The 22,521-nt window shown below is 63.6% G+C and carries 22 protein-coding genes and 1 pseudogene; 16 read left to right on the top strand and 7 right to left on the bottom strand.

What is annotated here, in order from left to right; all coding sequences use genetic code 11:
- Positions 1-126 precede the first annotated feature (126 nt).
- On the bottom strand, positions 127-1,236 hold the full coding sequence (locus tag X743_RS138760) for a Gfo/Idh/MocA family oxidoreductase (RefSeq protein ID WP_023769259.1): 1,110 nt from the start codon (positions 1,234-1,236) through the stop codon (positions 127-129).
- 260 nt (positions 1,237-1,496) lie between these two features.
- Here X743_RS138760 and X743_RS138755 point away from each other — a divergent pair, with 260 nt between their 5' ends.
- From X743_RS138755 to X743_RS138705, 11 genes are all read left to right on the top strand, one after another.
- Positions 1,497-2,342, top strand: coding sequence for a MurR/RpiR family transcriptional regulator (locus X743_RS138755; RefSeq protein WP_023769260.1), 846 nt, complete (start codon positions 1,497-1,499; stop codon positions 2,340-2,342).
- Between the two features lie 224 nt (positions 2,343-2,566).
- On the top strand, positions 2,567-4,501 hold the full coding sequence (iolC, locus tag X743_RS138750; protein WP_023769261.1) for a 5-dehydro-2-deoxygluconokinase: 1,935 nt from the start codon (positions 2,567-2,569) through the stop codon (positions 4,499-4,501).
- A gap of 50 nt (positions 4,502-4,551) precedes the next feature.
- Complete coding sequence (iolD, locus tag X743_RS138745; RefSeq protein ID WP_031258798.1) at positions 4,552-6,402, top strand: 3D-(3,5/4)-trihydroxycyclohexane-1,2-dione acylhydrolase (decyclizing); 1,851 nt, start codon at positions 4,552-4,554, stop codon at positions 6,400-6,402.
- 82 nt (positions 6,403-6,484) lie between these two features.
- Positions 6,485-7,402, top strand: coding sequence for a myo-inosose-2 dehydratase (gene iolE, locus X743_RS138740; RefSeq protein ID WP_031258800.1), 918 nt, complete (start codon positions 6,485-6,487; stop codon positions 7,400-7,402).
- A gap of 42 nt (positions 7,403-7,444) precedes the next feature.
- Complete coding sequence (locus tag X743_RS138735; protein ID WP_023769264.1) at positions 7,445-7,663, top strand: hypothetical protein; 219 nt, start codon at positions 7,445-7,447, stop codon at positions 7,661-7,663.
- Positions 7,664-7,986: 323 nt separating this feature from the next.
- The gene (gene iolB, locus X743_RS138730) at positions 7,987-8,799 is read left to right on the top strand and encodes a 5-deoxy-glucuronate isomerase (RefSeq protein WP_023769265.1); all 813 of its coding nucleotides are present in this window, start codon (positions 7,987-7,989) and stop codon (positions 8,797-8,799) included.
- 154 nt (positions 8,800-8,953) lie between these two features.
- Positions 8,954-9,661, top strand: a complete 708-nt coding sequence (locus X743_RS138725; RefSeq protein WP_031258802.1) for a DUF1045 domain-containing protein — start codon at positions 8,954-8,956, stop codon at positions 9,659-9,661.
- Positions 9,662-9,702: 41 nt separating this feature from the next.
- Positions 9,703-10,842, top strand: a complete 1,140-nt coding sequence (locus X743_RS138720; RefSeq protein WP_023769267.1) for an alpha-D-ribose 1-methylphosphonate 5-triphosphate diphosphatase — start codon at positions 9,703-9,705, stop codon at positions 10,840-10,842.
- Positions 10,839-11,468, top strand: a complete 630-nt coding sequence (phnN, locus tag X743_RS138715) for a phosphonate metabolism protein/1,5-bisphosphokinase (PRPP-forming) PhnN (protein ID WP_023769268.1) — start codon at positions 10,839-10,841, stop codon at positions 11,466-11,468. The genes X743_RS138720 and phnN overlap by 4 nt, the downstream gene beginning before the upstream one ends.
- A 258-nt stretch (positions 11,469-11,726) precedes the next feature.
- Positions 11,727-12,482, top strand: a complete 756-nt coding sequence (locus X743_RS138710) for a COG4280 domain-containing protein (protein ID WP_023769269.1) — start codon at positions 11,727-11,729, stop codon at positions 12,480-12,482.
- On the top strand, positions 12,479-12,694 hold the full coding sequence (locus X743_RS138705) for a hypothetical protein (RefSeq protein ID WP_023769270.1): 216 nt from the start codon (positions 12,479-12,481) through the stop codon (positions 12,692-12,694). Before X743_RS138710 ends, X743_RS138705 begins: the two co-directional genes overlap by 4 nt.
- 47 nt (positions 12,695-12,741) lie before the next feature.
- On the opposite strand, the gene X743_RS138700 is transcribed toward X743_RS138705, so the two are convergent.
- From X743_RS138700 to X743_RS138690, 3 genes are all read right to left on the bottom strand, one after another.
- The gene (locus X743_RS138700) at positions 12,742-13,737 is read right to left on the bottom strand and encodes an ABC transporter permease (RefSeq protein WP_023769271.1); all 996 of its coding nucleotides are present in this window, start codon (positions 13,735-13,737) and stop codon (positions 12,742-12,744) included.
- Between the two features lie 62 nt (positions 13,738-13,799).
- Positions 13,800-15,338, bottom strand: a complete 1,539-nt coding sequence (locus X743_RS138695; protein ID WP_023769272.1) for a sugar ABC transporter ATP-binding protein — start codon at positions 15,336-15,338, stop codon at positions 13,800-13,802.
- Positions 15,339-15,451: 113 nt separating this feature from the next.
- A complete protein-coding gene (locus tag X743_RS138690; RefSeq protein WP_023769273.1) occupies positions 15,452-16,414 on the bottom strand; it encodes a sugar-binding protein in 963 nt (320 codons plus the stop codon).
- 605 nt (positions 16,415-17,019) lie between these two features.
- Here X743_RS138690 and X743_RS138685 point away from each other — a divergent pair.
- A complete protein-coding gene (locus X743_RS138685) occupies positions 17,020-18,153 on the top strand; it encodes a LacI family DNA-binding transcriptional regulator (protein WP_023769274.1) in 1,134 nt (377 codons plus the stop codon).
- Between the two features lie 60 nt (positions 18,154-18,213).
- Here X743_RS138685 and X743_RS138680 read toward each other — a convergent pair whose 3' ends face one another.
- Positions 18,214-18,444: a hypothetical protein gene (locus X743_RS138680; RefSeq protein ID WP_013891763.1), complete on the bottom strand. Its 231-nt coding sequence runs from the start codon at positions 18,442-18,444 to the stop codon at positions 18,214-18,216.
- 266 nt (positions 18,445-18,710) lie between these two features.
- On the opposite strand from X743_RS138680, the gene X743_RS138675 reads away from it, so the two are divergent.
- From X743_RS138675 to X743_RS00980, 3 genes and pseudogenes are all read left to right on the top strand, one after another.
- The gene (locus tag X743_RS138675) at positions 18,711-19,412 is read left to right on the top strand and encodes a haloacid dehalogenase type II (protein ID WP_031258805.1); all 702 of its coding nucleotides are present in this window, start codon (positions 18,711-18,713) and stop codon (positions 19,410-19,412) included.
- A 51-nt stretch (positions 19,413-19,463) separates the two neighbouring features.
- Positions 19,464-19,640 carry a hypothetical protein gene (locus X743_RS1000000172585; RefSeq protein WP_023769277.1) on the top strand — a complete coding sequence of 59 codons (177 nt, stop codon included), beginning with the start codon at positions 19,464-19,466 and terminating at the stop codon, positions 19,638-19,640.
- A gap of 236 nt (positions 19,641-19,876) precedes the next feature.
- Positions 19,877-20,520 (top strand): annotated as a pseudogene (locus X743_RS00980) (outer membrane protein).
- 107 nt (positions 20,521-20,627) lie between these two features.
- Here X743_RS00980 and X743_RS138670 read toward each other — a convergent pair.
- Positions 20,628-21,488 (bottom strand): ATP-dependent DNA ligase, encoded by an 861-nt coding sequence (locus X743_RS138670; protein WP_023769279.1) that lies wholly within the window; start codon positions 21,486-21,488, stop codon positions 20,628-20,630.
- A 281-nt stretch (positions 21,489-21,769) separates the two neighbouring features.
- Positions 21,770-21,970, bottom strand: a complete 201-nt coding sequence (locus tag X743_RS138660; protein ID WP_023769281.1) for a KTSC domain-containing protein — start codon at positions 21,968-21,970, stop codon at positions 21,770-21,772.
- A gap of 157 nt (positions 21,971-22,127) precedes the next feature.
- Between X743_RS138660 and X743_RS1000000173830 the strand changes: the two genes are divergently transcribed.
- Positions 22,128-22,271 carry an SEC-C metal-binding domain-containing protein gene (locus X743_RS1000000173830; protein ID WP_245264356.1) on the top strand — a complete coding sequence of 48 codons (144 nt, stop codon included), beginning with the start codon at positions 22,128-22,130 and terminating at the stop codon, positions 22,269-22,271.
- The last annotated feature ends 250 nt before the right edge of the window (positions 22,272-22,521 follow it).

Here is a 22,521-nt window from a genome sequence, read left to right on the forward strand (position 1 = left end):
ACAACCCTCAATGCCATGATCCGGGACGACAAACCTTGGGATCCGGCTTCGGTCTGAGGCACGGTTGCTCATCCGTCGCCTTCGGCGACACCTTCTCCCATAAGGGGGAGAAGGGAAGCAGCCGCTCTACCTCACATCGACCCAGCGCTTTTCCTTGAAGGAGCGTGCCATTGCATGCACGGTGCGCTCGATCTCCAGGCCTTCGGCGAACTCGATGAGCCGTGCCGGCTTGCCGGCAAGCCGCGCCAGCAGTTCGTGGCACTCGATGATCTTGAGATCGTTGAAGCCGAGGCTGTGGCCGGGCGCCGGCACGAAAAGATCGTAGGGCTTGTGCTGCGGCGCCACCAGGATGGTGCGATAGCCCTGTTCGGTCGGGCGATCGGACGTGAGATAGAGCTGGAACTCGTTCATCCGCTCCTGGTCGAACAGGATCGACCCTTTCGGGCCGAAGATCTGGATGGCGATGCGGCCCTTGCGGCCCCAGGCCGAGCGGTTGACCAGCAGCGTGCCGGCAATGCCGTTTTCCAGGTGCATCAAGACGCTGGCGATATCATAGGTTTCGACCGCGCGGCGTCCGCCCGCCGCCAGCTTGCGGTCGGCATAGGGTTTGGCCATGTCGCAGATGACACTGGCGACGCGGCCGAACAGCGCGGTGACCAGCGACAGCGGATGTACGGCGAAATCGTCGAGCGCGCCATAGCCGGAAGCGGCCTCGTGCTTCCAGAAGAACAGCGCCTCGGGATCGGCCATGAAGTCCTCATCCATCTCGATGCGCAGATGGTTGACCTCGCCGATGATCTTCTCGTCGAGCAGCGCGCCGATGTGACGGATGGCCGGGCTCTGGATGTAATTGTAGCCAAGCGCGGCGACCTTGCCTGACTTCTTCGCCGCTTCCGCCATCGCCTCGGCCTCGGCGAAGCTTGGCGCCATCGGCTTTTCGCACCACAAATGCTTGCCGGCCTGAAGAACCGCGATGGCCATTTCCGGATGGAACTGGTTGGGCGTGGTCAGCGAGACGATATCGACCTCCGGGTCGTTGACGACCGCGCGCCAGTCGCCGGACGCCTTCTCGAAGCCGAATTCGCCGGCCTTGCGCCGGGCCAAGTCCTCATTGACCTCGCCGAGATGGACGAGCCGTGGCTTGGCCACGTCCGGAAAGACGGCACCGACGGCGCTCCACGCGATGGCGTGGCATTTGCCCATGAACCCGGTGCCGATAAGACCTACGCCGACCATCTTCCCTCGTTCCTCCACTGACAGAAAGGTTGCGTGGATGAATTAGTCCATTTTTATCTCGAATGGAATGTCTGCCTCATTTTTTATGGTGTTCTTGCGCAGGCTCGCTATGATGGGGCACAGAGGACGCTTCCAGTGCATGTCGCCCAAAGTGGGCAGCGGTTTGGGACAACGACATGCATGGGATCAAACGGCCTAAAGCGCGCCGACTGAAACCGCTTCGACATGACGCGCTTTGGACAAGCTTGGACGGGCCGACGATGGACGAACGGGTACCTCGCGACTTCGAGACGCTGCGCGCCACGATCCTCGATCGGCGCGAAAGCCTGCCCAAGCGCATCGCCCAGATCGCCGCCTATGCGCTCGACAATCCCGATGACATCGCCTTCGGCACCGCGGCCAGCATCGCCGCCTCGGCCGGCGTGCAGCCCTCCACCCTCATCCGCTTTGCCCAGCAGCTTGGCTTCGACGGCTTCACCAGCCTGCAGCAGGTGTTTCGCGAGCGGCTGCGCGAGCGCAATTCGTCCTATGACGAACGGTTGCAGGCGCTGCGCGCCAAGGCCGATGCCGGCGCGGGCCACCGGGCGATCTTCGACGGCTTCGTCGCCGCCGCCAGCACCTCGCTCAACGACATTTCGCGCACGCTCGATGACGCGCACTTCGAAGATGCGATTTCGCTGCTGGCGAAGGCGCAGACCATCTATGTGCTGGCCAAGCGGCGCTCCTACCCGGTGGCGAGCTACATCGCCTATGCTTTGGGCAAGTTGAAGATCCGCAACCAGCTGATCGAATCGGCAGCCGGCCTGAACGCCGAGATGGTCTCCTTCGCCACGCCGGCGGACGCCGTCATCGCCATCAGCTTCTCGCCCTACGCGCCGGCCACCATCGAGGAAGCCCGCGCCATTTCCGAGCAGGGCGTGCCGATCGTGGCCATCACCGACAGTTCGTTTTCGCCGCTTGCCCAGTTCGCCAGCGTGTGGTTCGAAGTCGCCGAGGCGGACTTCGCCGGCTTCCGTTCGCTGTCGGCAACGATGGCGCTGGCCATGGCGCTGACCGTCGGCGTCGGCGAGAAACGGCGGGACGTCGGCCGCAAGCGCAAGGCCTGAGCAGGTCCTGACGCGACGCGGCCGAGGCTGGGAGCCGGGCCCAGCCGGTAGCTTGCCGCGGCCTCGGTCGGGGATCATGCTCCCGCACTTTTCAATCAGGGAATGCTCATTCCATATTGACTATGGATTGGAATTATTATTTCATATTGCCGGCGCCACGCTGCCGCTCGCGCGTGTTACCCAAACAATGTTGTTCATGACAACAAGACCGACGGGAGGTTCCAATGAGCGAAGCCGTGGACGCAAGACAGGCGCCGCTCGACGTCATCACTATCGGTCGCGCCTCGGTCGACCTCTATGGCCAGCAGATCGGCTCGCGGCTGGAGGACATCACCTCCTTCGCCAAGTCGGTCGGCGGCTGCCCGGCCAACATCTCGGTCGGCACGGCCAGGCTCGGCCTGCGCTCGGCGCTGCTGACGCGCGTCGGCGACGAGCAGATGGGCCGCTTCATCCGCGAGCAGTTGAAGCGCGAAGGCGTCAACACCGACGGACTGAAGACCGACAAGGAGCGGCTGACCGCGCTGGTGCTGCTCTCGGTCGAGGATGAAGGCGTTTCGCCGATGATCTTCTACCGCTCGGATTGCGCCGACATGGCGCTGGCCGAAGAGGACATCGACGAAGCGTTCATCTCCTCGGCCCGTGCGGTCGTCGTCACCGGCACGCATTTTTCGCGCCCCAACAGCGACGCCGCCCAGCGCAAGGCGATCCGCATCATGAAAGCCAAGGGCGGCAAGGTGGTCTTCGACATCGACTACCGGCCGAACCTGTGGGGCCTCGCCGGCCATGCCGAGGGCTTCGAGCGCTATGTGAAGTCCGACCGGGTCTCGGCCCAGTTGAAGACGGTGCTGCCCGATTGCGATCTCATCGTCGGCACCGAGGAAGAGATCATGATCGCGTCCGGCGCCGACGACTGCCTGAGCGCGCTGAAGACGATCCGCGCGCTGTCTTCGGCGACCATCGTGTTGAAGCGCGGCGCCATGGGCTGCATCGTCTATGACGGGCCGATCAGCGACGATCTGGAAGACGGCATCGTCGGCAAGGGGTTTCCGATCGAGATCTACAATGTGCTCGGCGCCGGCGACGCATTCATGTCCGGCTTCCTGCGCGGCTGGCTCGGCGGCGAAGACCATGCGACGGCGGCGACCTGGGCCAATGCCTGCGGCGCCTTCGCCGTCTCGCGGCTGCTGTGCGCGCCGGAATATCCGACCTTCGAGGAGCTGCAGTTCTTCCTCAAGAACGGCAGCAAGCATCGGGCGCTGCGCAAGGACGAGGCGATCAACCACATTCATTGGGCGACAACCCGCCGGCGCGACGTTCCCTCGCTGATGGCGCTCGCCTGCGATCATCGCATCCAGCTCGAGGATGTCGCCGCGAAGGCCGGCGCCGATCCGGCGCGCATCCGCGATTTCAAGGTGCTGGCGGTCAAGGCGGCGGCCAAGGTCGCCGCCGGGCGCGACGGCTACGGCATGCTGATCGATGAGAAACATGGCCGCGAGGCGATGTTCGAATTCGCCCGCCATCCCTTCGCCTGGCTCGGCCGGCCGGTCGAATTGCCGGGTTCGCGGCCGTTGCGCTTCGAATTCTCGCAGGACATCGGCTCGCAGCTCACCGAATGGCCTGTCGACCACTGCATCAAGTGCCTGTGCTTCTACCACCCGGACGATCCGGCGGCGCTCAAGGAAGAGCAGCAGCAGAAGCTGCGCGCGCTGTTCGAGGCGGCGCGGAAAGTCGGCAGGGAGCTTCTCATCGAGATCATCGCCGGCAAGCATGGCAAGCTCGACGACACGACGATCCCGCGTGCGCTGGAGGAACTCTATGCGCTCGGCATCAAGCCGGACTGGTGGAAGCTCGAGCCACAGGCGTCGAGCGGTGCCTGGGCCAGGATCGAAGCCGTCATCCTGAAACACGATCCGTGGTGCCGCGGCATCGTGCTGCTTGGGTTGGAAGCGCCGCAAGGCGAGCTGGAAGCGGCCTTCGCCGCTACCGCCAAGGCGCCGATCGTCAAGGGTTTTGCCGTCGGGCGCACCATCTTCGTCCACGCGGCCGAACAATGGCTGGCCGGCAAGATGTCGGATGACGAGGCCATCGCCGACATGGCGTCGCGCTTCGAGCAGTTGACCGAAGCGTGGCTTGCCGCGCGCGGCCGCAAGGCAGCATAAGAAGAGCGCAGCATAACAAGACGCGACGCAGGACCGCGGAGGAAAACAAGATGAGCAAGACAATCCGCCTCACGATGGCGCAGGCGCTGACCCGCTTCCTCAGCCGACAGATGACCGAGATCGACGGCAAGAAAGTGCCGATCTTTGGTGGCGTCTGGGCGATCTTCGGCCACGGCAATGTCGCCGGCATCGGCGAGGCGCTCTACCAGGTGCGGCAGGAATTGCCGACCTTCCGCGCCCATAATGAACAGGCGATGGCGCACGCGGCGATCGCCTATGGCAAGGCCAATTTCCGCCGCCGCTTCATGGCCGCGACCTCGTCGATCGGCCCCGGCGCACTCAACATGGTGACGGCGGCGGCGCTGGCGCACGTAAACAGGTTGCCCGTCCTGTTTCTGCCGGGCGACGTCTTCGCCAACCGCATTCCGGATCCGGTGCTGCAGCAGGCAGAGGACTTTTCCGACGGCACGGCGACGGTCAATGACTGCTTTAAGCCCGTGTCGCGCTATTTCGACCGCATCACCCGGCCCGAACAGATCATCCCGGCGCTGAGCCGCGCGATGCAGGTGTTGACCGATCCGGCCGAATGCGGCCCGGTAACGCTGTCGCTCTGCCAGGACGTACAGGCCGAGGCCTACGACTATCCCGAGAGCTTATTCGCCGAGCGGGTCTGGCACCAGCGCCGGCCGCGTCCGGATCGCGGCGAACTGGCAGCGGCGGCGGCGGCGCTCAAGGGCGCGAAGAAGCCGCTGATCATCGCCGGCGGTGGCGTGCTCTATTCGCAGGCTTCCGATGAACTGGCGAAATTCGTGGAAGGCGCCGGCATCCCGGTCTGCGAGACGCAAGGAGGCAAATCCTCGCTGCCGGACAATCATCCGCTCAACATGGCGGCGGTCGGCGTCACCGGCACCTCGGCCGCCAACAGGCTCGCCGAAGAGGCCGATGTGGTGCTGGCCATCGGCACGCGCCTGCAGGATTTCACCACCGGCTCGTGGGCGCTGTTCAAGAACTCCGGCAAGACCATCATCGGGCTCAACGTGCAGCCTTTCGATGCCGGCAAGCACCGCGCGCTGCCGCTGGTCGCCGACGCGGTCGAGGGGCTGGCCGAACTGGGTGCCGCGCTCAAGGGCTGGAAAGCGCCTGCCGCCTGGACCGACAATTCCGCTGCCGGGAAGAAGGCCTGGCAGGTTGACGCCTCCAAGGTGACGGCGTCGACCAACGCTGCCTTCCCCTCGGATGCGCAGGTGATCGGCGCCGTGCAGCGTGCAATGGGGTCAGGCGTGATTTTGCTGAACGCGTCGGGCGGCCTGCCGGGTGAACTGCATAAACTCTGGCAGGCGGGAGCGCCCGGCTCGTACCATGGCGAATATGGCTTCTCGACCATGGGCTACGAGATTGCCGGCGGGCTCGGCGCCAAGATGGCCAAGCCCGACCGGGAGATCGTCGTCATGGTCGGCGACGGCTCCTACCTCATGATGAATTCCGAAATCGCCACATCGGTGATGCTCGGCCTGAAGCTCACCATCGTGGTGCTCGACAACAGGGGTTATGGCTGCATCAACCGGCTGCAGATGGCCACCGGCGGCGCCAACTTCAACAACCTCCTGAAGGACTCGCGCCACGAGATCCTGCCCGACATCGACTTCGCCGCGCACGCGGCGAGCCTGGGCGCGATCGCCGAAAAAGTGCCGTCGATCGCCGGGCTGGAAAGTGCGCTGCAAAAGGCCAAGGCAAACGACCGCACCACGGTGCTGGTCATCGACACCGACCCGCTGGTCTCCACCGATGCCGGCGGCCATTGGTGGGATGTGGCGGTGCCGGAAGTGTCGGCGCGGCCCCAGGTCAACGCGGCACGCAAGGCCTATGACGAGAAGCGGCAGATGCAGAGCGTTGGCGATTGATATCGGCGCTGACCCCCACCCCGCTGCTGCGCAGCGACCCTCCCCACAAGGGGGAGGGTGAACAAGAAACCGGAGCTAGAACTTGAAAGCCAAACTGGGCATGTCCCCCATTGCATGGTGGAACGACGATCTTGCCGAACTCAGCGATGACGTGTCGCTGGAAGAATGCCTGCGCCAGTCGCGTTCGGCCGGCTTCACCGGCATGGAGATGGGCCGGCGTTTTCCCAACGACCCCGCTGTCATGTTGCCGATCCTGAAGAAGGCTGACGTGACGCTGTGCGGCGGCTGGTTTTCCGGCACGCTGGTCGACGAAGAGATGGCAAAGAACCAGGATCGCATCCAGCCGATGATCGACCTGTTCAAGGCGGTGAACGCGCCTTGCATCGTCTATGGCGAGGTCGGCCGCTCGATCCAGGGCGACCGCTCCAAGCCGCTGGCCACCAAGCCGATACTCTCGGACGACGAGATGAAGGCTTATGCTGGGCGCCTGACCGCGTTCGGCGAATGGTGCGCCGGACAAGGCATGCCGCTCTCCTATCACCACCATATGGCGGCGGTGGTCGAGACCGAGCCGGAGCTCGACGCCTTCATGCGCCATTCCGGCGAAGGCATTCCGCTGCTGCTCGACGCCGGACATCTGGCCTTCGCCGGCGGCGATGTGCTGCGCGCCATCGACAACCACCACAAGCGCATCAGCCACGTGCATGTGAAGGATGTGCGCATGGGGGTGATCGAAAAGCTCGATCGCACCAAGCAATCCTTCCTCGACGCGGTGGCGCTCGGCGCCTTCACCGTGCCGGGCGACGGTTCGCTGGATTTCGGCGCCATCGTGCAGCGCTTCGCCGACCATGGCTATGAGGGCTGGTTCGTGGTCGAGGCCGAGCAGGACCCGAAGAAGAACCCGCCGCTCAAGATGGCTGAGGTTGGCCACAAGGAATTGATGCGGGTGATGACATCAGCCGGCTACACGGTGGAAACCCAGGGTTTCCCGAATGCCTGATGCGAGGGTTCACGGCGAGGCAGGTTGCTGTAGGTTAGCCCGATGAAAGATTCCGAGCACCCCTTCTTCCGCCCGCTTTGGCGGCGTGTCGCCGTCGTCGCGGTCTGCGTCATCTGGTCGATCATCGAGTTCGCCACCGGCACCCCGTTCTGGGGCGTCATCGCGCTCGGCTTCGCCGGCTACGGCGTCTGGCAGTTTTTCTACCTCTACAAGCCGGCGGACGAGAACAAGGCGCCGGCCGAGGGCGAACCGAAGGAGTAACTGATCGCATGCGTTGGCGATTGGCTTGCAGTGCTTCTAACTTCGTCATCCTGGGGCGGAGCAAGGAGCGCAGCGACTCAGCTCAGACCCTAGGATCCATGCCATGACTTTGAGGCTGGTGTGACGGTGCAGAATTCCGCTCCGCTGTGCCCTTCGGCCGAGGTAACGGCATGGATCCTAGGGTCTTCGCGACGGAGCTTCGCTCCTGCTACGCCCTAGGATGACGAAGTCGGAAGGGCGCCGGCCGAAGATTTGCGATGGCCCTTTCAAACACACGGCTTGGCTTCCCGGAGCCTTCACGCCAACGGAATAGGAGACAAAAAATGTCGAAGCTGCTCGTCAAAGCCGGCAAAGGCCATGGCCGCGTCGCCCATGTGACGCCGGAAAGCGCCGGCTGGACCTATGTCGGTTTCGACCTGCATCGGCTGAAGCCGGGCGAAACGGCTTCCGGAAAGACTGACAACCGCGAAATCTGCCTGGTGTTCGTCACCGGCAAGGGCAAGGCGAAGGCCGGCGGCAAGGATCTCGGCCTGCTCGGCGAACGCATGTCGCCCTTCGAAGGCAAGCCATGGTCGGTCTACGTGCCGCAGGGGTCGGACTGGTCGGTGATCGCGGATACCGAGCTGGAGCTCGCCATCTGCTCGGCGCCGGGCCTCGGCGGCGGGCTGCCGGTTCGGGTGATCGGACCCGACGATCTCGGCCAGGAGGTGCGCGGCAAGGGCACCAATACGCGCTACGTCACCAATATACTGCCGGAAGGCCAGCCGGCGGACTCGTTGCTGGTGGTCGAGGTCATCACGCCCGGCGGCCACACATCGAGCTACCCGCCGCATAAGCATGACCAGGACAATCTGCCTGCCGAATCCTATCTCGAGGAAACCTACTACCACCGCCTCAACCCGCCGCAGGGCTTTGCCTTCCAGCGCGTCTACACCGACGCCGACAAGAGCGGCCATCGCGCGCTCGACGAGGCGATGGCGGTCGAGGACGGCGACGTCGTGCTGGTGCCCGAGGGCTATCATCCCTGCGCCGCCTGCCATGGCTATGATCTCTATTATCTCAACGTCATGGCCGGACCGAAGCGGACGTGGAAATTCCACAATGCGCCCGAGCACGAATGGTTGATGAAGACCTGACCCTTCCGGGTTTTCGGCCGAAGCCACTGGTCCAGTTCGGAAAAATCGTCGGCTAAGGACCGACAGGGGTCGATTTGCCATCGAAAACCCTTCAAAGCTTCGTCAATCCGTCATGGAAATCACCTATGGCAGCGAGACTGACGAGGATTTTTTCATGCGTTATGCCATTTATTTCACCCCGCGGCAGGACGAACCGCTGGCGCGGATCGCCGCCAACTGGCTGGGCCGCGACCCGTTCGGCGCCGCGACGAAGCCGGTCGAGGCGGTGGCTGACCTGTCGGCGGCGGAAGTCGCCTTCCACACCGCTTCGGCGCGCCGCTACGGCTTTCACGCGACGCTGAAGGCGCCCTTCCGCCTGGCGGCCAACGAGACCGAGGCCTCGCTGCGCGCGGCACTCGACCATTTTGCCGAAGCAACGCCGGTGGTGACGATCCCGCGTCTCGTCGTCAGCCAGATCGACAGTTTTTTCGCGCTGGTGCCGGAAGGGCCGCTGCCGCCGCTCAACCGTTTCGCCGATGACGTCGTGCGCGATTTCGACCGGTTCCGTGCGCCGCTGACCGAGGCCGAGATCGAGCGGCGCAGCCCGGATTCGCTGAAGCCGGCCGAGTTTCGCAACCTCTGCCAGTGGGGTTACCCCTATGTCTTCGAGACCTTCCGCTTCCACATGACGCTGTCCGGCCGGGCCGGGCCACAGGAAAGCCCACGTCTGCGCGCAGCAATCGACAGCCTGTTCGCGGACGTGCTTCGGCAACCGGTGCTGGTGGATGCGCTGACGCTGTTTGTCGAACTCGAGCCGGGAGCACCGTTCATGGTGCTTTCCCATCACGCGCTTGGGCGCCGCCCGGCCAGAAAGACCGCCTGAGCCGGAACAATTCCGACAGGAAGAACCAAGGATTGCCTGAAATGACCGCCGAGACCGTTCTTTCCAATGCCCGCATCGTGCTTGCCGACGAGATCGTCGAGGGCTCGCTGGTGCTGCGCGGCGGCTTTATCGCCGACGTCGATGCAGGTAGCAGCCCGACCGGCGAGGACATGGGCGGCGACTATGTCATTCCGGGGCTGGTCGAACTGCATACCGACCATCTGGAGGGCCATTACGCACCAAGGCCGAAGGTGCGCTGGAATCCGATCGCGGCTGTGCTTGCGCATGACGCGCAGGTGGCGACGGCCGGCATCACCACCGTGCTCGACGCCTTGCGCGTCGGCATGGACGAGGACGCCGATCTTACCTTGGCCGATATCCGCAAGCTGGCGGATGCCATCGAGGACAGCGTCGCGCAGGATCGTCTGCGCGCCGATCATTTCCTGCATCTGCGCTGTGAGGTTTCGGCGCCAGACTGCTTGCAGGCCTTCGCCAATTTCGACGGCGACGAGCGGGTCAAGCTGGCATCGCTGATGGACCATGCGCCGGGACAGCGCCAGTTCGTCAATCTGGAAACCTACGCCTATTATTACCAGCGCAAGCTGAAGCTGACCGACCGCGACTTCAAGCTGTTCTGCGAGAAGCGGATGGGCGAGTCGGCGCTCAATTCGAGGCCGAACCGGGTGCATATCGCCGCCGCCTGCCAGGAGCGCGGCATCGTACTGGCCAGCCATGACGATGCCACCATTGGCCATGTCGGCGAGGCGATCGAACAGGGCGTGCGCGTCGCCGAGTTCCCGACCACGCAAGAAGCCGCGCGCGCTTCGAAAGAAGCCGGGCTCGGCGTGCTGATGGGTGCGCCCAACGTCATGCGCGGCGCCTCGCATTCGGGCAATGTCTCGGCCCGCACGCTGGCGAGCGACGGCCTGCTCGACATCCTGTCATCAGACTATATTCCGTTCAGCCTGATCCAGTCCGCCTTCTTCCTCGGTGACGTGGTCGAGGGCATCTCGCTGCCGCAGGCGGTCGCCATGGTTTCGAAGAACCCGGCCGAAGCCGTTGGCCTCAACGACCGCGGCATCATCGAGCAGGGCCGCCGCGCCGATCTGGTGCGCGTGCGCGTCGACGACCATGTCCCGGTGGTGCGCACCGTCTGGCGGCAGGGACTGCGGGTTGCATGATGGTGTCGGCCTTGATCGAGCGTGAACTGTCCGCCGAAACGTTTCCGATCCGCCATGGCGTTTTCGTCGCGGTCGTCGGCCCGAGCGGCGCCGGCAAGGACACGGTGATCGGCTACGCCCGCGCGCTGTTCACCGATGAGACGCGGCTGGAGTTCGTCCGCCGCGTCATCACCAGGCCGTGCGATGCGGCGAGCGAGGATCACGACACGCTGGCCGACGCCGCCTTCGTCGAGGCCGAGGCCGACGGCGCCTTCGCCATCTCCTGGGAGGCGCATGGCCTGCGCTATGGCCTGCCCGCCGATGTCGACTGGTCGGTGGCCAACGGCCACGTCGCGGTGGCGAATGTATCGCGCGCGGTCATTCCGGTGTTGCGCCAGCGCTACGCCAACCTGGCCATCGTCGAGATCACCGCCTCGCCCGATGTGCTGGCCGAGCGGCTGGCGATGCGCGGCCGCGAGTCGCGCGGCGAAGTGCTGGCGCGGCTGGCACGCAGCGCCAATGTCACCCTGTCCGGTCCGGGCGTCACCCCGATCGACAACAGCGGCGCGCGCGAAGTGGCCGGCGAACGCTTCGCCGAGCTGTTGCGCAAGGCCATGGCCTTTTCCGACATGTCGGGCCTGATCTGATCAAGAGCAGATCCAGGAAAGTGTGAAACGGTTTCCAATCAGAATTGCGCCGAACAAGGAGGTAGGACCTGCCCTCCTGCAGCCACGGCGTGTGCGGCTCGACTGGACGAAGCTCCGCCGGCTAGCGCCTCGCTTGCTTTTGCTGCCATCGAAGCATTGCGTGATGCTGACCGCACAGTGATCTGAACTGCCCTTCCGAAGGTGGAAACGAACGGCAAAAAAGATCATGCTCGACCGAGACGATACAGGAAGCCTCTCATGCAAACACTGACGCCCATCCTCTCGACGGTCACGGCGGCGTTTCTCGCGTCCGTCGTCGAGGTCGTCGAGGCCTTCACCATCGTGCTTGCGGTCGGAGTGGCGCGCGGTTGGCGCCCGGCGCTGACGGGTGCCGCGCTGGCCCTGGCGGTGCTGGCGGCGCTGGTACTGGCGTTTGGCCCGTTGCTGGCGCTGGTGCCGACCACCGCGCTGCAATTCGCCGTCGGGGTACTCTTGATCCTGTTCGGCATGCGCTGGCTGCGGAAGGCCATCCTGCGCAGTGTCGGCGTCATCGCCCTGCATGACGAGGAAGCAGCCTTCGCCAAGAAAACCGCCGCGTTGCACCGACAGGCCAATGACCGCCGCGCCGACTACCTCGCCGGGTTGGCCTCGTTCAAGGCGGTGCTGCTGGAAGGCGTCGAGGTGGTGTTCATCGTCATTGCCGTCGGCGCGGCCCACGGGCAGACGCTTTACGCCGGCCTGGGCGCGCTGGTGGCATTCATCCTGGTGATGCTTGTCGGATCGGCCGTCCACCGGCCGCTGGCGCGCGTTCCCGAGAATGCGCTCAAATTCGTGGTCGGGCTGATGCTGACCAGCTTCGGCATCTTCTGGACCGGCGAGGGCATTGGTGCCGACTGGCCGGGCGCCGATCTCGCTCTGCTCGCCATCTTCGCAATGGTCGCGCTGGCGTCCTTCGCCATGGTGCGCTGGCTGCGCAGCACCTATCCCGCCGCCGCTGGAGGGCTCGCCCGATGAACGCCGTTCGTCTCATTGCCAGGGAGTTCTTGGGCATGTTCGTCGATGACGGCAACCTGGCGCTGCTGGCGCTGGTCCTGGTGGCCGCCGTCGTGGCGGCGGTGAAGCTGCTGGCGCTGCCGCCGCTCATCGGCGGCGTGCTGCTGCTGGTCGGCTGCCTCGCCGTCCTGCTGCATAGCGTTCGCCGCGCGGCCCGCCGGACCGATCGATAGCGACCGGCCCGCACGGGATGTTCCTTGCCGCTGAATTGGCGGCGCGGCTATTCCGCCGGCGCGCCGGCGACGTTCTTGCGGGCGGCCTCGACCATCAGCCGCCGTGCCCTGAACACGCCCCATTGCTGATCGACCAGCACGCCGATGAGGATGACGCCGCCCATCACCGCGAAGTTGAGGGAGGACGGAATGCCGAGCAGATTGACGAGGTTCTGCAGCTCCTGCAGCAGCACGGTGCCGAGAACGACGCCGATCAGCGAGCCTTCGCCGCCGCGCAGCGAGAAGCCGCCCAGCACTGCCGCGGCGATGGCATAGAGCTCGTAGAACTGGCCGTGGCTGGCCGGCGAGATGGAGCGCGTATACATGGCGAAATAGATCGCCGACAAGGCCGTCAGCACGCCGCAGATGACATAGGCGGCCATGACGATGCGGCCGGTGCGGATGCCCGAATATTTCGCGGCTTCCTCGTTCTTGCCGATGGCGTAGAGATAACGGCCGAACACCGATCGGTGCAGCACCACCCACATGACGATGGCGATGACGATCAGCGCGATGAAGGAGTTCGGCACGCCCCAGGAGCGGCCGGCGGTGAGGAATTCCAGCTCGGGGAAATTCTGGCCGAAGGCGAAGCCGGCGGTGCCGTCGGCGGTGTAGAAGCGGGCGACGCCGCGATAGATCAGAAGCCCGCACAAGGTCACCACGAAGGGCTGCAGCTTGAGCCGCGTGATCAGCCAGCCATGCACCAGGCCGATGATGGCGCCAAGCGCGATGATCAGCACGAAGGCCAGCGGCCAGTCCAGATCGCGCACGGCGATGAAGTCGATGAACAGCGTTCCCAGCAAGGCGACCACCGAGCCGACCGACAGTTCGATGCCGCCGGTGATGATGACGAAGGCCTGGCCGATCGACAGGATGCCGAACAGGCCGATCAGGTTCGAGGTGTTGGCAAGGTTGATTGGCAACAGGAAGCGCGGATTGATGATGGCCACGATCGCGCCGACCACCAGGATCAGGATCAGCAGCCCAAGATCTTTCTTGCTCATCGTCTTCTCCCCAATGCCTGCCCGAGCAGGTTCGCGGGTCTCACGAGACCCGCGCTACAAAACTATTTCGGCTGCTTGCCCACCGCCAGCAGCAGCACGTTTTCCTGGCTGAACTGGTCCTTGTCGAGAATGCCGGATATCTGGCCCTCATGCATGACGGCGATGCGATCGGACACGCCGATCACCTCCTCCATGTCGCTGGAGATCATCAGCACGGCGACGCCGGCATCGGCAAGCGCCCGCATCAGCCCGTAGATTTCGGCCTTGGCGCCGATGTCGATGCCGCGCGTCGGCTCGTCGAGGATCATCACTTTCGGGTTCATGGCCAGCCACTTGCCGAGCACGACCTTCTGCTGGTTGCCGCCCGACAGCGTGCCGGTGCGCGTCTGCACCGAAGGCGCCTTGATGCCGAGGTCTTTCTTCTGCTTCTCGGCGGTGGCGCTTTCCGCACTTGCCGAGACCAATGACCGCTTCGCATGCGCCGGCAGATTGGGCAGCGATATGTTCTGCGCGATCGACAGGTCGAGCAGGATGCCGGTCAGCTTGCGGTCTTCCGGGACCAGGAAGATGCCGCGCGCGACGGCGTCGGCGGCCGAGCCAAGCACAAGCGGTTTGCCATCGAGTTCGAGCGTGCCACCAAGGCTGCCTTCGATGCCGAAGAACACCCGCGCCAGTTCGGTGCGGCCGGAGCCGACAAGGCCGGCAAGGCCGAGGATTTCGCCGCGCCTGACGTCGAGGTCGACGGGCCGGCCGGGATAGGTGGGGGTGCGCACCGCCTTGGCCGCGAGGGCAACGGCACCGGGGGCCCGGGCTGCTTCGGAGGCCTTCTCGCGTTCCTTCAGCATGCGGCCGATCATCAGCTTGACCATCTGGTCGTGGTTGATGTCGCGTTTCTGAAGCGTGCCGGCCAGCATGCCGTCGCGCAGCACGACGACACGGTCGGCGACGCGCTCGATCTCGTGCAGGCGGTGCGAAATGAAGATGACGCTGATGCCGTCGGCCTTCAGCGCCTTGATGACGTCGAGCAATTTGTCGGTCTCGGCGATCGGCAGGCTCGATGTCGGCTCGTCGAGGATGACCAACCGCGCCTTGATCGACAGCGCCTTGGCGATCTCGACCATCTGCTGCTGGGCGAGCGACAGGTCGGCGACTTGCATGTCGGCTGAGAAATTGGCGCCAACGCGCTTGAGCAGCGGCGCCACCATGGCGCGCAGCCGGGCGCGGTCGACGAGCCTGAGCGGCCCGGCGCGCAGCGGCTCGCGGCCGAAGAAGATGTTGGCGGCGACATCGAGATTGTCGAACAGGTTGAGTTCCTGGTGGACGAAGGCGATGCCCGAACCCAGGCTGCCTTCGACCGTCAGGCTGTTGTGGGCGGTGCCGTCGACGGTGATGGTGCCGGTGTCCGGCTTGGTGACGCCGCCGAGGATCTTCATCAAGGTGGATTTGCCGGCGCCGTTCTCGCCGACGAGGCCGATGACCTCGCCCGGCCTCACCTCCATGGAAAAACCATCGAGCGCGACGACGCCCGGATAGGTCTTGCGCACGTTCTCAAGGCTGAGAAACGGGTTGGTCGCGGCGATGGATGTGTCGGAATAATTCATCATGCCTGACAGCAGTTGACGGGCCGGCCTCCCGGCAGACTGACGGTCCTCGACGGGTTCGTCAATGCGAACAGCCGGCTCAAGCGACTTGAGCCGGCTGAACTGCCTTGGGCTTAGTTTCCAGACATCGCCTTCAGATTGGCGGCGTAGGCGTCGACGTCATCCTTGCCGATGATCTTGGTCGGGATGATGATCAAATTGCCCTCCGGGATGCCCGACTTGTCGCCCTTGAGATAGGCGGCCATCAGCTTCATGCCCTGATAGGCCCATTCGAAGGGCTGCTGCACGACGGTGGCGGCAATGGTGCCTTCCTTGACGCCGCCCAGCGTGATCGGATCGTCATCGAAACCGACGACGGTGATCGAGCCGAGCTTGCCGGCGTCGCGCAGCGCTTCATAGATGCGCGGCGTGTTGTAGGAGTAGAAGCCGACCATGCAGGTGACGTCGGGGCTCGCGACCAGCGCGTCCTCGACATTCTTCTTGGCGCGGGCCTGATCGATGTCGTCGCCGCGCACGTCGACGAGTTCGATCTTGGTGCCGGCCAGACCGTCCTTCATGCCCTGGATACGTTCCTTGGCATTGTCGGCGCCGAGCAGGCCGACGAAGCCCAGGCACTTGCCGCCATCGGGCATCGCCTTCTTGGCGATTTCGGCCGCCTGCTTGCCGGCATCGACGTTGGACGAGCCGATATAGGCGACGCGTTTGGTCTGTGGAGCATCCGAATCGGTGGTGAACAGCGCCGTTTGCGAGGCGATCTTGTTCAGGCCGTCGGTCGAGGTCTTGGGATCGACGGCCGAGACCATGATGCCCTTGACGCCGGCCGTCACCAGATCGTCCATCAGCCGCTGCTGGATGGCGACCGAGGACTGTTCCGGATATTTGAGCTCGAGCGTGTAGTCGGGCAGTTCGCCCTGCGCCTTCTTGACGCCGGCTTCGGCCGCCTTCCAGAAATCGGAAGCGCCGTTGACGACGAAGGCCAGCGTCGGCTTGTCGTCGGCGCGCGCGATGGCTGTCGCCGTGAGGCCAAGCAGCAGCGCTGCGGTGGCCACGGATGCATTGCGTATCAAGGATTTCATGTTCAACCTCCCGTTTTGGTGCAGCCATTCGGCTGACCGGTCTTAGTCACTAGAATTGCTTGCTCACCTGAATATGCCGCTTGCGGCTTGGACGCCCCTCCTCCTCAAGGGTACCCGGCACTGAAAGAATGGCGCCGTTCCAGCCACGAGCACGGACTTTAGAGACTCATCCCTCATTCGTAAATAGTCCGATTTGTCTGACATATCACATGTCCGAGACAAAGCTTCGCGGGGCACTATCCGCTCGCCATCGGGCCGTTTACATGCACCTCCCGCCGCTCCGGATCCAACCGGACCTGGACGCGACCGATCGACGTTACAGCGCATTTTTGTATTAGTAAACAGTATTAGTTAGAGCCTGCCGGGGCACCCATCGTTGTGGCTTGGCGGCTGCTTTGCCGACAAACCGCTGCGTTGGCGCGCGGGCGTTCACGCCTTTCTGTCCCTGCCGTTCCGGGATGGACATCGTCTCATGGCCGATGGACGGACAGTCTACTAATAGGTATAAACGCAGCGACGGTTTCTATAAGCTGGCGACGCCGCACCATCTTGTCGGACGGCCAGGCCGCCGCTAGGACGGGCCGGGATCTGGGGACACGAATGCAATGAGCGAGACAACGGACGGCCCGATCGAAGCGGCGCGGCGCCGCAAGGCAGCGGCGAAGCCCAAGGGCCGGGTGACCATGACCGACATCGCCAGGGCCGCCGGCTGTTCGCAGGCGACGGTTTCCTTCGTGCTCAACAATTCGCCGGGGATAAAACTGTCGCAGCAAACGCGCGAGCGGGTGATCGAGGCCGCCCGCGCGCTCGGCTACAGCGCGCCCGCCTTCTCGGCGCTGAAGACGCCGATTGCCGCCTTCGAGGGGCCAGTCTTCGAAGGACCGGCCTTCGATGGACTTGACGGGGTGATCGGCTTCGCCGTCGACCAGTTGGCGACCAGCCCGGAAGCGGTGGTCGCCATCGAGGGCGCCCGCCAGGCCTCGTGGAATGCCGGCAACGTGCTTCTGGTGGCGCAGACCATGGGCGACGCCGTGATGGAACCGCGCGCCATCCAGGCGCTGACCCGGCGGGGCATTTCGGCGCTGATCTACATGACCATCTTCACCCGCGAGATCACCGCGCCCGACTACCTCTACGGCCTCGACATCCCGGTGATCCTGCTCAACTGCTACACGGCGGACTATGCCTTCCCGGCCGTGGTGCCCTCCGAGATCGCCGGCGGCCAGAGTTCCACCCGGCACCTGATCAGCCACGGCCACCGCCGCATCGCCACCATCACCGGCGAACCCTGGATGCAGGCCGCGCAGGACCGGCTGAAAGGTTATCGCCGCGCGCTCGCCACCGCCGACATCCCGTTCGATCCCGAACTGGTGGTCGAGGGCGACTGGTCGGCGAGCGCCGGCTATGCCGCGACCGTCAAATTGCTCGCGCTAAAAGACCGCCCGACCGCCATCTTCTGCCAGAACGACCGCACCGCGATCGGCTGCTACGAAGCGCTGAAGGAGGCCGGCCTGCACATTCCGCAGGACATCTCCGTGGTCGGCTACGACGACGAGGAAATCGCCCGTCACCTGTTCCCGCCGCTGACCACCTCGATCCTGCCGCACATGGCGATGGGGCAGTGGGCGATCGAACAGCTGGAAGCGCCGCCGGCGCCTGGGCGAGGACGCTATCCGATCACCAAGCTGGAGTGCCCGCTGGTGGAACGGGACAGCGTGCGGGCGGTGAAGGGCGGCTAGACGGGAGGGTTTCTCCCCGTAAGGCTCTGGCTGCCGGGCCAGGATTTGGCCGTCCAGGCCTCAGAAAGGGATTTCGGCGCCCGCCTGTTCGTCGAACAGAACCGAGCACCCTCGCGCAAGCGCCACCTTCGAAAGCGCATTTGCCACCGCGTGGTCCGATGACACGAAATCGCCGGTCAGCACCCGCAACTCTTCCACCCCTTCGGCCATCGAGACGAAATTCCCAACCGCGGGATCGCGCTTGCAAGCCTCGACCACGCAAAGCAGATCGATCATTTCGAAGCTGTGCATCGTCAGCCTCCGGAAAAAATCCGTCCCTTGCAGGATCATGAACGCATCCGCGCAAGATAATGTTCCCGGCTCGCCTTCAAGCTGGAGTCCCGCTGGTGGAGCGGGAGCGTGTAAGGGCGGTGAATGCCGGCTGACGGCGACTTGATTGGCGAACGGGCACCGATCCGGGCGCCATGGACTGGATAAAAGGCGGGTTTGGAATATTTCATTCCTCGACAGGCTACTCAAATATGATTGACCAGCCGCTCTTCGCAAAGGTCTCCCGAATGGCACTCAACGGTCCCCGCCCTACCTGGCTTACCTTCGACTGCTACGGAACGTTGATCCAGTGGGATGAAGGGCTGATGGCGGCGATGGAGACGATCCTGTCGCGCAAAGGCCGCAAGATCGAGGCGGAAGAATTCATTCCCGTCTACGACCGGCACGAACACCAGCTGGAGCATACCAAGCCGCATCTCTCCTTCGCCGACGTCACGGCAAAAGCCTTGCAGCTGGCGATGCGCGATTTTTCGCTGGAAGCGGATGCCGGCGACGCGGAGCTGTTGACGTCGTCGATCGGGCGGATGCCGCCTTTCCCGGAAGTCGTCGCGACGTTGCGCAGGCTGAAGCAAGCCGGCTTCAAGCTGGCGATCATCTCGAACACCGACGATGCGATCATCGCCGGCAATGTCGCGCAGTTGGGCGGCGCAATAGACCGGGTCATCACGGCGCAACAGGCGCAAGCCTACAAGCCGTCGCGGCAGATTTTCCAACATGCCTGGCGGACCCTTGGCGTGACTAGGGAAGAGCTGGTGCACATCTGCGCCAGCCCGCATCTCGACCTGACCGCCGCGCGCGACCTCGGCTTTCGCGCGGTATGGGTCGATCGCGGCACCGGGCGCCGCCCGCCGGCGGACTATGAGCCGGATGCGATTGCGCATGGGCTGGATGACGTGCCGGGGTTTTTCCAGAAGGCTGGGTGGGTTTAGAGGGCGGGTCGGGAATCGGCGGCCTGCTCATTTCTCCGCAGATGTCCACACATGGGCGAACGAGACACCGCGAAGACCGGCGTTCTGGACCTTCTCAACGAAACTGCCGGTGACATAGACGGCCGAGGCCCGCATCGGCAGTTTGAAGAGCTCCGCGGCTCCAATTCTTTCTGCCCTGAAGACATGACGCTCGATGTCGAGGATGTCTCCATCGCCTTTACCGGCTGACAGCGCCGGCCGAAATCGGCGGCAACGATGAGCCGCGCTACAACATCGCACCGACAGATGAGGTGCCATTCATCACCGTGGCCGAGGATGGCCACAAGCTGCGCACTGGTCGACGGTGGCTGGTGCCGTTTGGGCGAAGGAAATGCCCAAGGCAGCGATGTTCAATGCCAGGATCGAAGGCATCGACACGGCGCCGGCCTTCCGCGATGCGTTCATTCGATTGAAGGGGCTTTTCTATGAAATCTATCCTGCTTGCGACCACCGTTCTGATGGGACTCTCCAGCGGCGCTTATGCTGCCGACGTGATCTCAGAGGCTGCTCCGATTGCCGCCTCTTTTGATTGGACTGGCGCCTATATCGGTGTGAATGCCGGCGGCGGCTTCGGCAAGTTCAAATTTGAACCTAGTCTCGGCACTGGTCTGGACATCACGGCAAGTGGGTTTCTGGGAGGCGTCCAGGCTGGTTACAACTGGCAATCCGGCCAGATCGTCTACGGCGTGGAAGCCGACTTCCAGGGTTCCACTGTAAAGTCCTCCATTTCTGGTTTTGGCGGCGACATCGAAACAAAGATTGACTGGTTCGGTACGGTGCGCGCCCGCATCGGCTACACGCCCGTCGATCGCTTCCTGGTTTATAGCACTGGCGGCTTTGCCTATGGTCACGATAAGACCTCTGCCGGCGGCGGATTCAGTTTTTCCAAGACCAAGGCCGGCTGGACCGTTGGAGGGGGCGTTGAGTACGCCATCAACACGAACGGACCTTCAAGTCTGAATATCTCTACACCGACTTGGGCAAATCGACGTTCACCATTGGTGGGACCAACCTTGACATCACCGACAAGTTCCACACCGTTCGCGTCGGCCTGAATTACAAGTGTTAGTCCATCAGCAGACCGCGACTCCAGCCCCGGCATCGTCCGGGGCTTTCTCTTTGCGTGGCCAGCCAGTCACTTTGCGATGCGCTCCTGATCCTGTTTGCAACAGGCATTCACTTTTCCCGGTAGTCCAGCAGCTTCGCGTGCCGAAGCTTCTCCTCACCCTTCAGGAATCGCACGCGACCGACGAGACCTGGCTTCAGCCATTCGGCCTTGTCGCTCTTGAGCCCTACAGGCGCTGGCCCGCCTACCTTTCCTTGCACGCGATCCCATAGGCGCTGGCGCATATCGGCCTTGAAGGTGACGAAAGCGCTGCCGGCATATCTGCCCTTGTCGGCCATGAGCACCATTGCGGGCTTTCCCACCTCGCGCTGCACGCCAATGATATCCATTTCCTTTTCGGCATAGCATTTGATCTTGCGCCAGTTCATCGTCGGCCCGCTGCGGTAGACGCTGTCCTTACGCTTTGAGACCATGCCCTCCAGCCCTGCCCTGTCCACCCGACTATAGACTGCGGCCCCGGTGCCGGGCATGGCTTTGCTGAACTGAATGCGGCCGACGGCTGGTATCAATTCCTGCAGGATTTCGCGGCGGTCTTCCACCGGCATGTTGCGCAAATCATGCCCGTTCAGGTGCAGGAGATCGAAGGCCACCAAATACAGGGCGCGCGATGGCTTACGGCTGGTGACGGCTGATTGTAGGGCGGGGAAGTCGGACAAGCCAGCCTCGTTGACCGTGATCGTCTCGCCATCGATGATGAAACTTTCCGCCTCGATCGCCTCCGCCTCTCCGGCAAGTTCGATATAGCGGCCGGTCCAGTCGTAACCGTTCTTGGTGAACAGACGGATCCCGTTTTCATCCTTGATAATCTGGGTGCGATACCCGTCAAATTTGATTTCATGGAGCCATTCGTCGCCTTGCGGTGGCGTGTCGACCAGCTCGGGTTCCATAGGCTTGATGAACTTCAGTGGCATGCGCTAACTCGCATAGTGCGATTCAATTAGCGCGCGCTAAAATGGTTCCGGAACATTTTAGGTAAATCAAATGTTTGATAGCCATGACGAAGCTATCCGACCTTGGACCTGCTATCAAAGGTGCGCTTCACGGCGGGCCGCCGGCTAGCGAAGCTGACCATTTCTATACTTGTCCGACGTGTGGCCAGCCCGTGGACCAGCGCGACCTGCGGCAGGTCATCTGGCATGAGCAGCCAGGGCACGAGCCGCTGGAGATGGATGCCTAGAGAACGCTTTGCCCTTTATGTCACCAGCCGAAATGCAAAGCGGTTGCGGATGTGGTCGTTGAAATAGCGGCCTTTGGCAAAGGCAGATTTGAACCCGGCAAAGCTCTCCGGCGGCACGTCCAAGAATTGGTAATGCCTGCCGCTTGCCACAAACCACACCGACAGAATCCTGCTGTCTGGATCGTATTCGAACTTGCGTATCGAGGTCGACGGCATGGCATGCCCGAAAAGGCCCGCCGGCCGGAGCCAGCGGGAAGGTCTAGAGTGCGCTGGGATCAACCAGCACGAGTCAACGAATCGCGGCGGGGTTGGCTGCGATATCCAGGCGGACGCGGCAGGTGGGCCGGTTCGGCCGATTCGGATTATTCGTGGCATGTCTGTGGTTGCGAGCGCCGCGGTCAAACCAAAGGATTCGCTTCCGCCGCTTCCACCTGGCACCCGGAAGGTTGGGCGCAATGAACCTTGCCCCTGCGGGAGGGGCGACAAATACAAATTCTGTCACTACCGAGTTGCATAGGGAACGTGCGGCAATCTCGTTGTTATGTGGGACAAATCTGTGGGATGAGATCAGCCACTGAAGATCCCTCTGCGTAACCTTTGTGCCCTTCCCGAGAGATGGGTGACAGTTCATTCCGGATAGATGGGTTACACTTTCGGCCCTTTGCAAGGAGAGCAAGGTGCCTTGGAAGGAGCGTAACGTCATGGAAGAGCGGCTGAAGTTCGTCGCCCGGTTGCTGGACGGCGAGAAGATGGCGGTGCTTTGCCGG

It is taken from the genome of Mesorhizobium sp. LNHC232B00, from assembly GCF_000502435.1.
Classification (GTDB): Bacteria; Pseudomonadota; Alphaproteobacteria; order Rhizobiales; family Rhizobiaceae; genus Mesorhizobium; species Mesorhizobium opportunistum.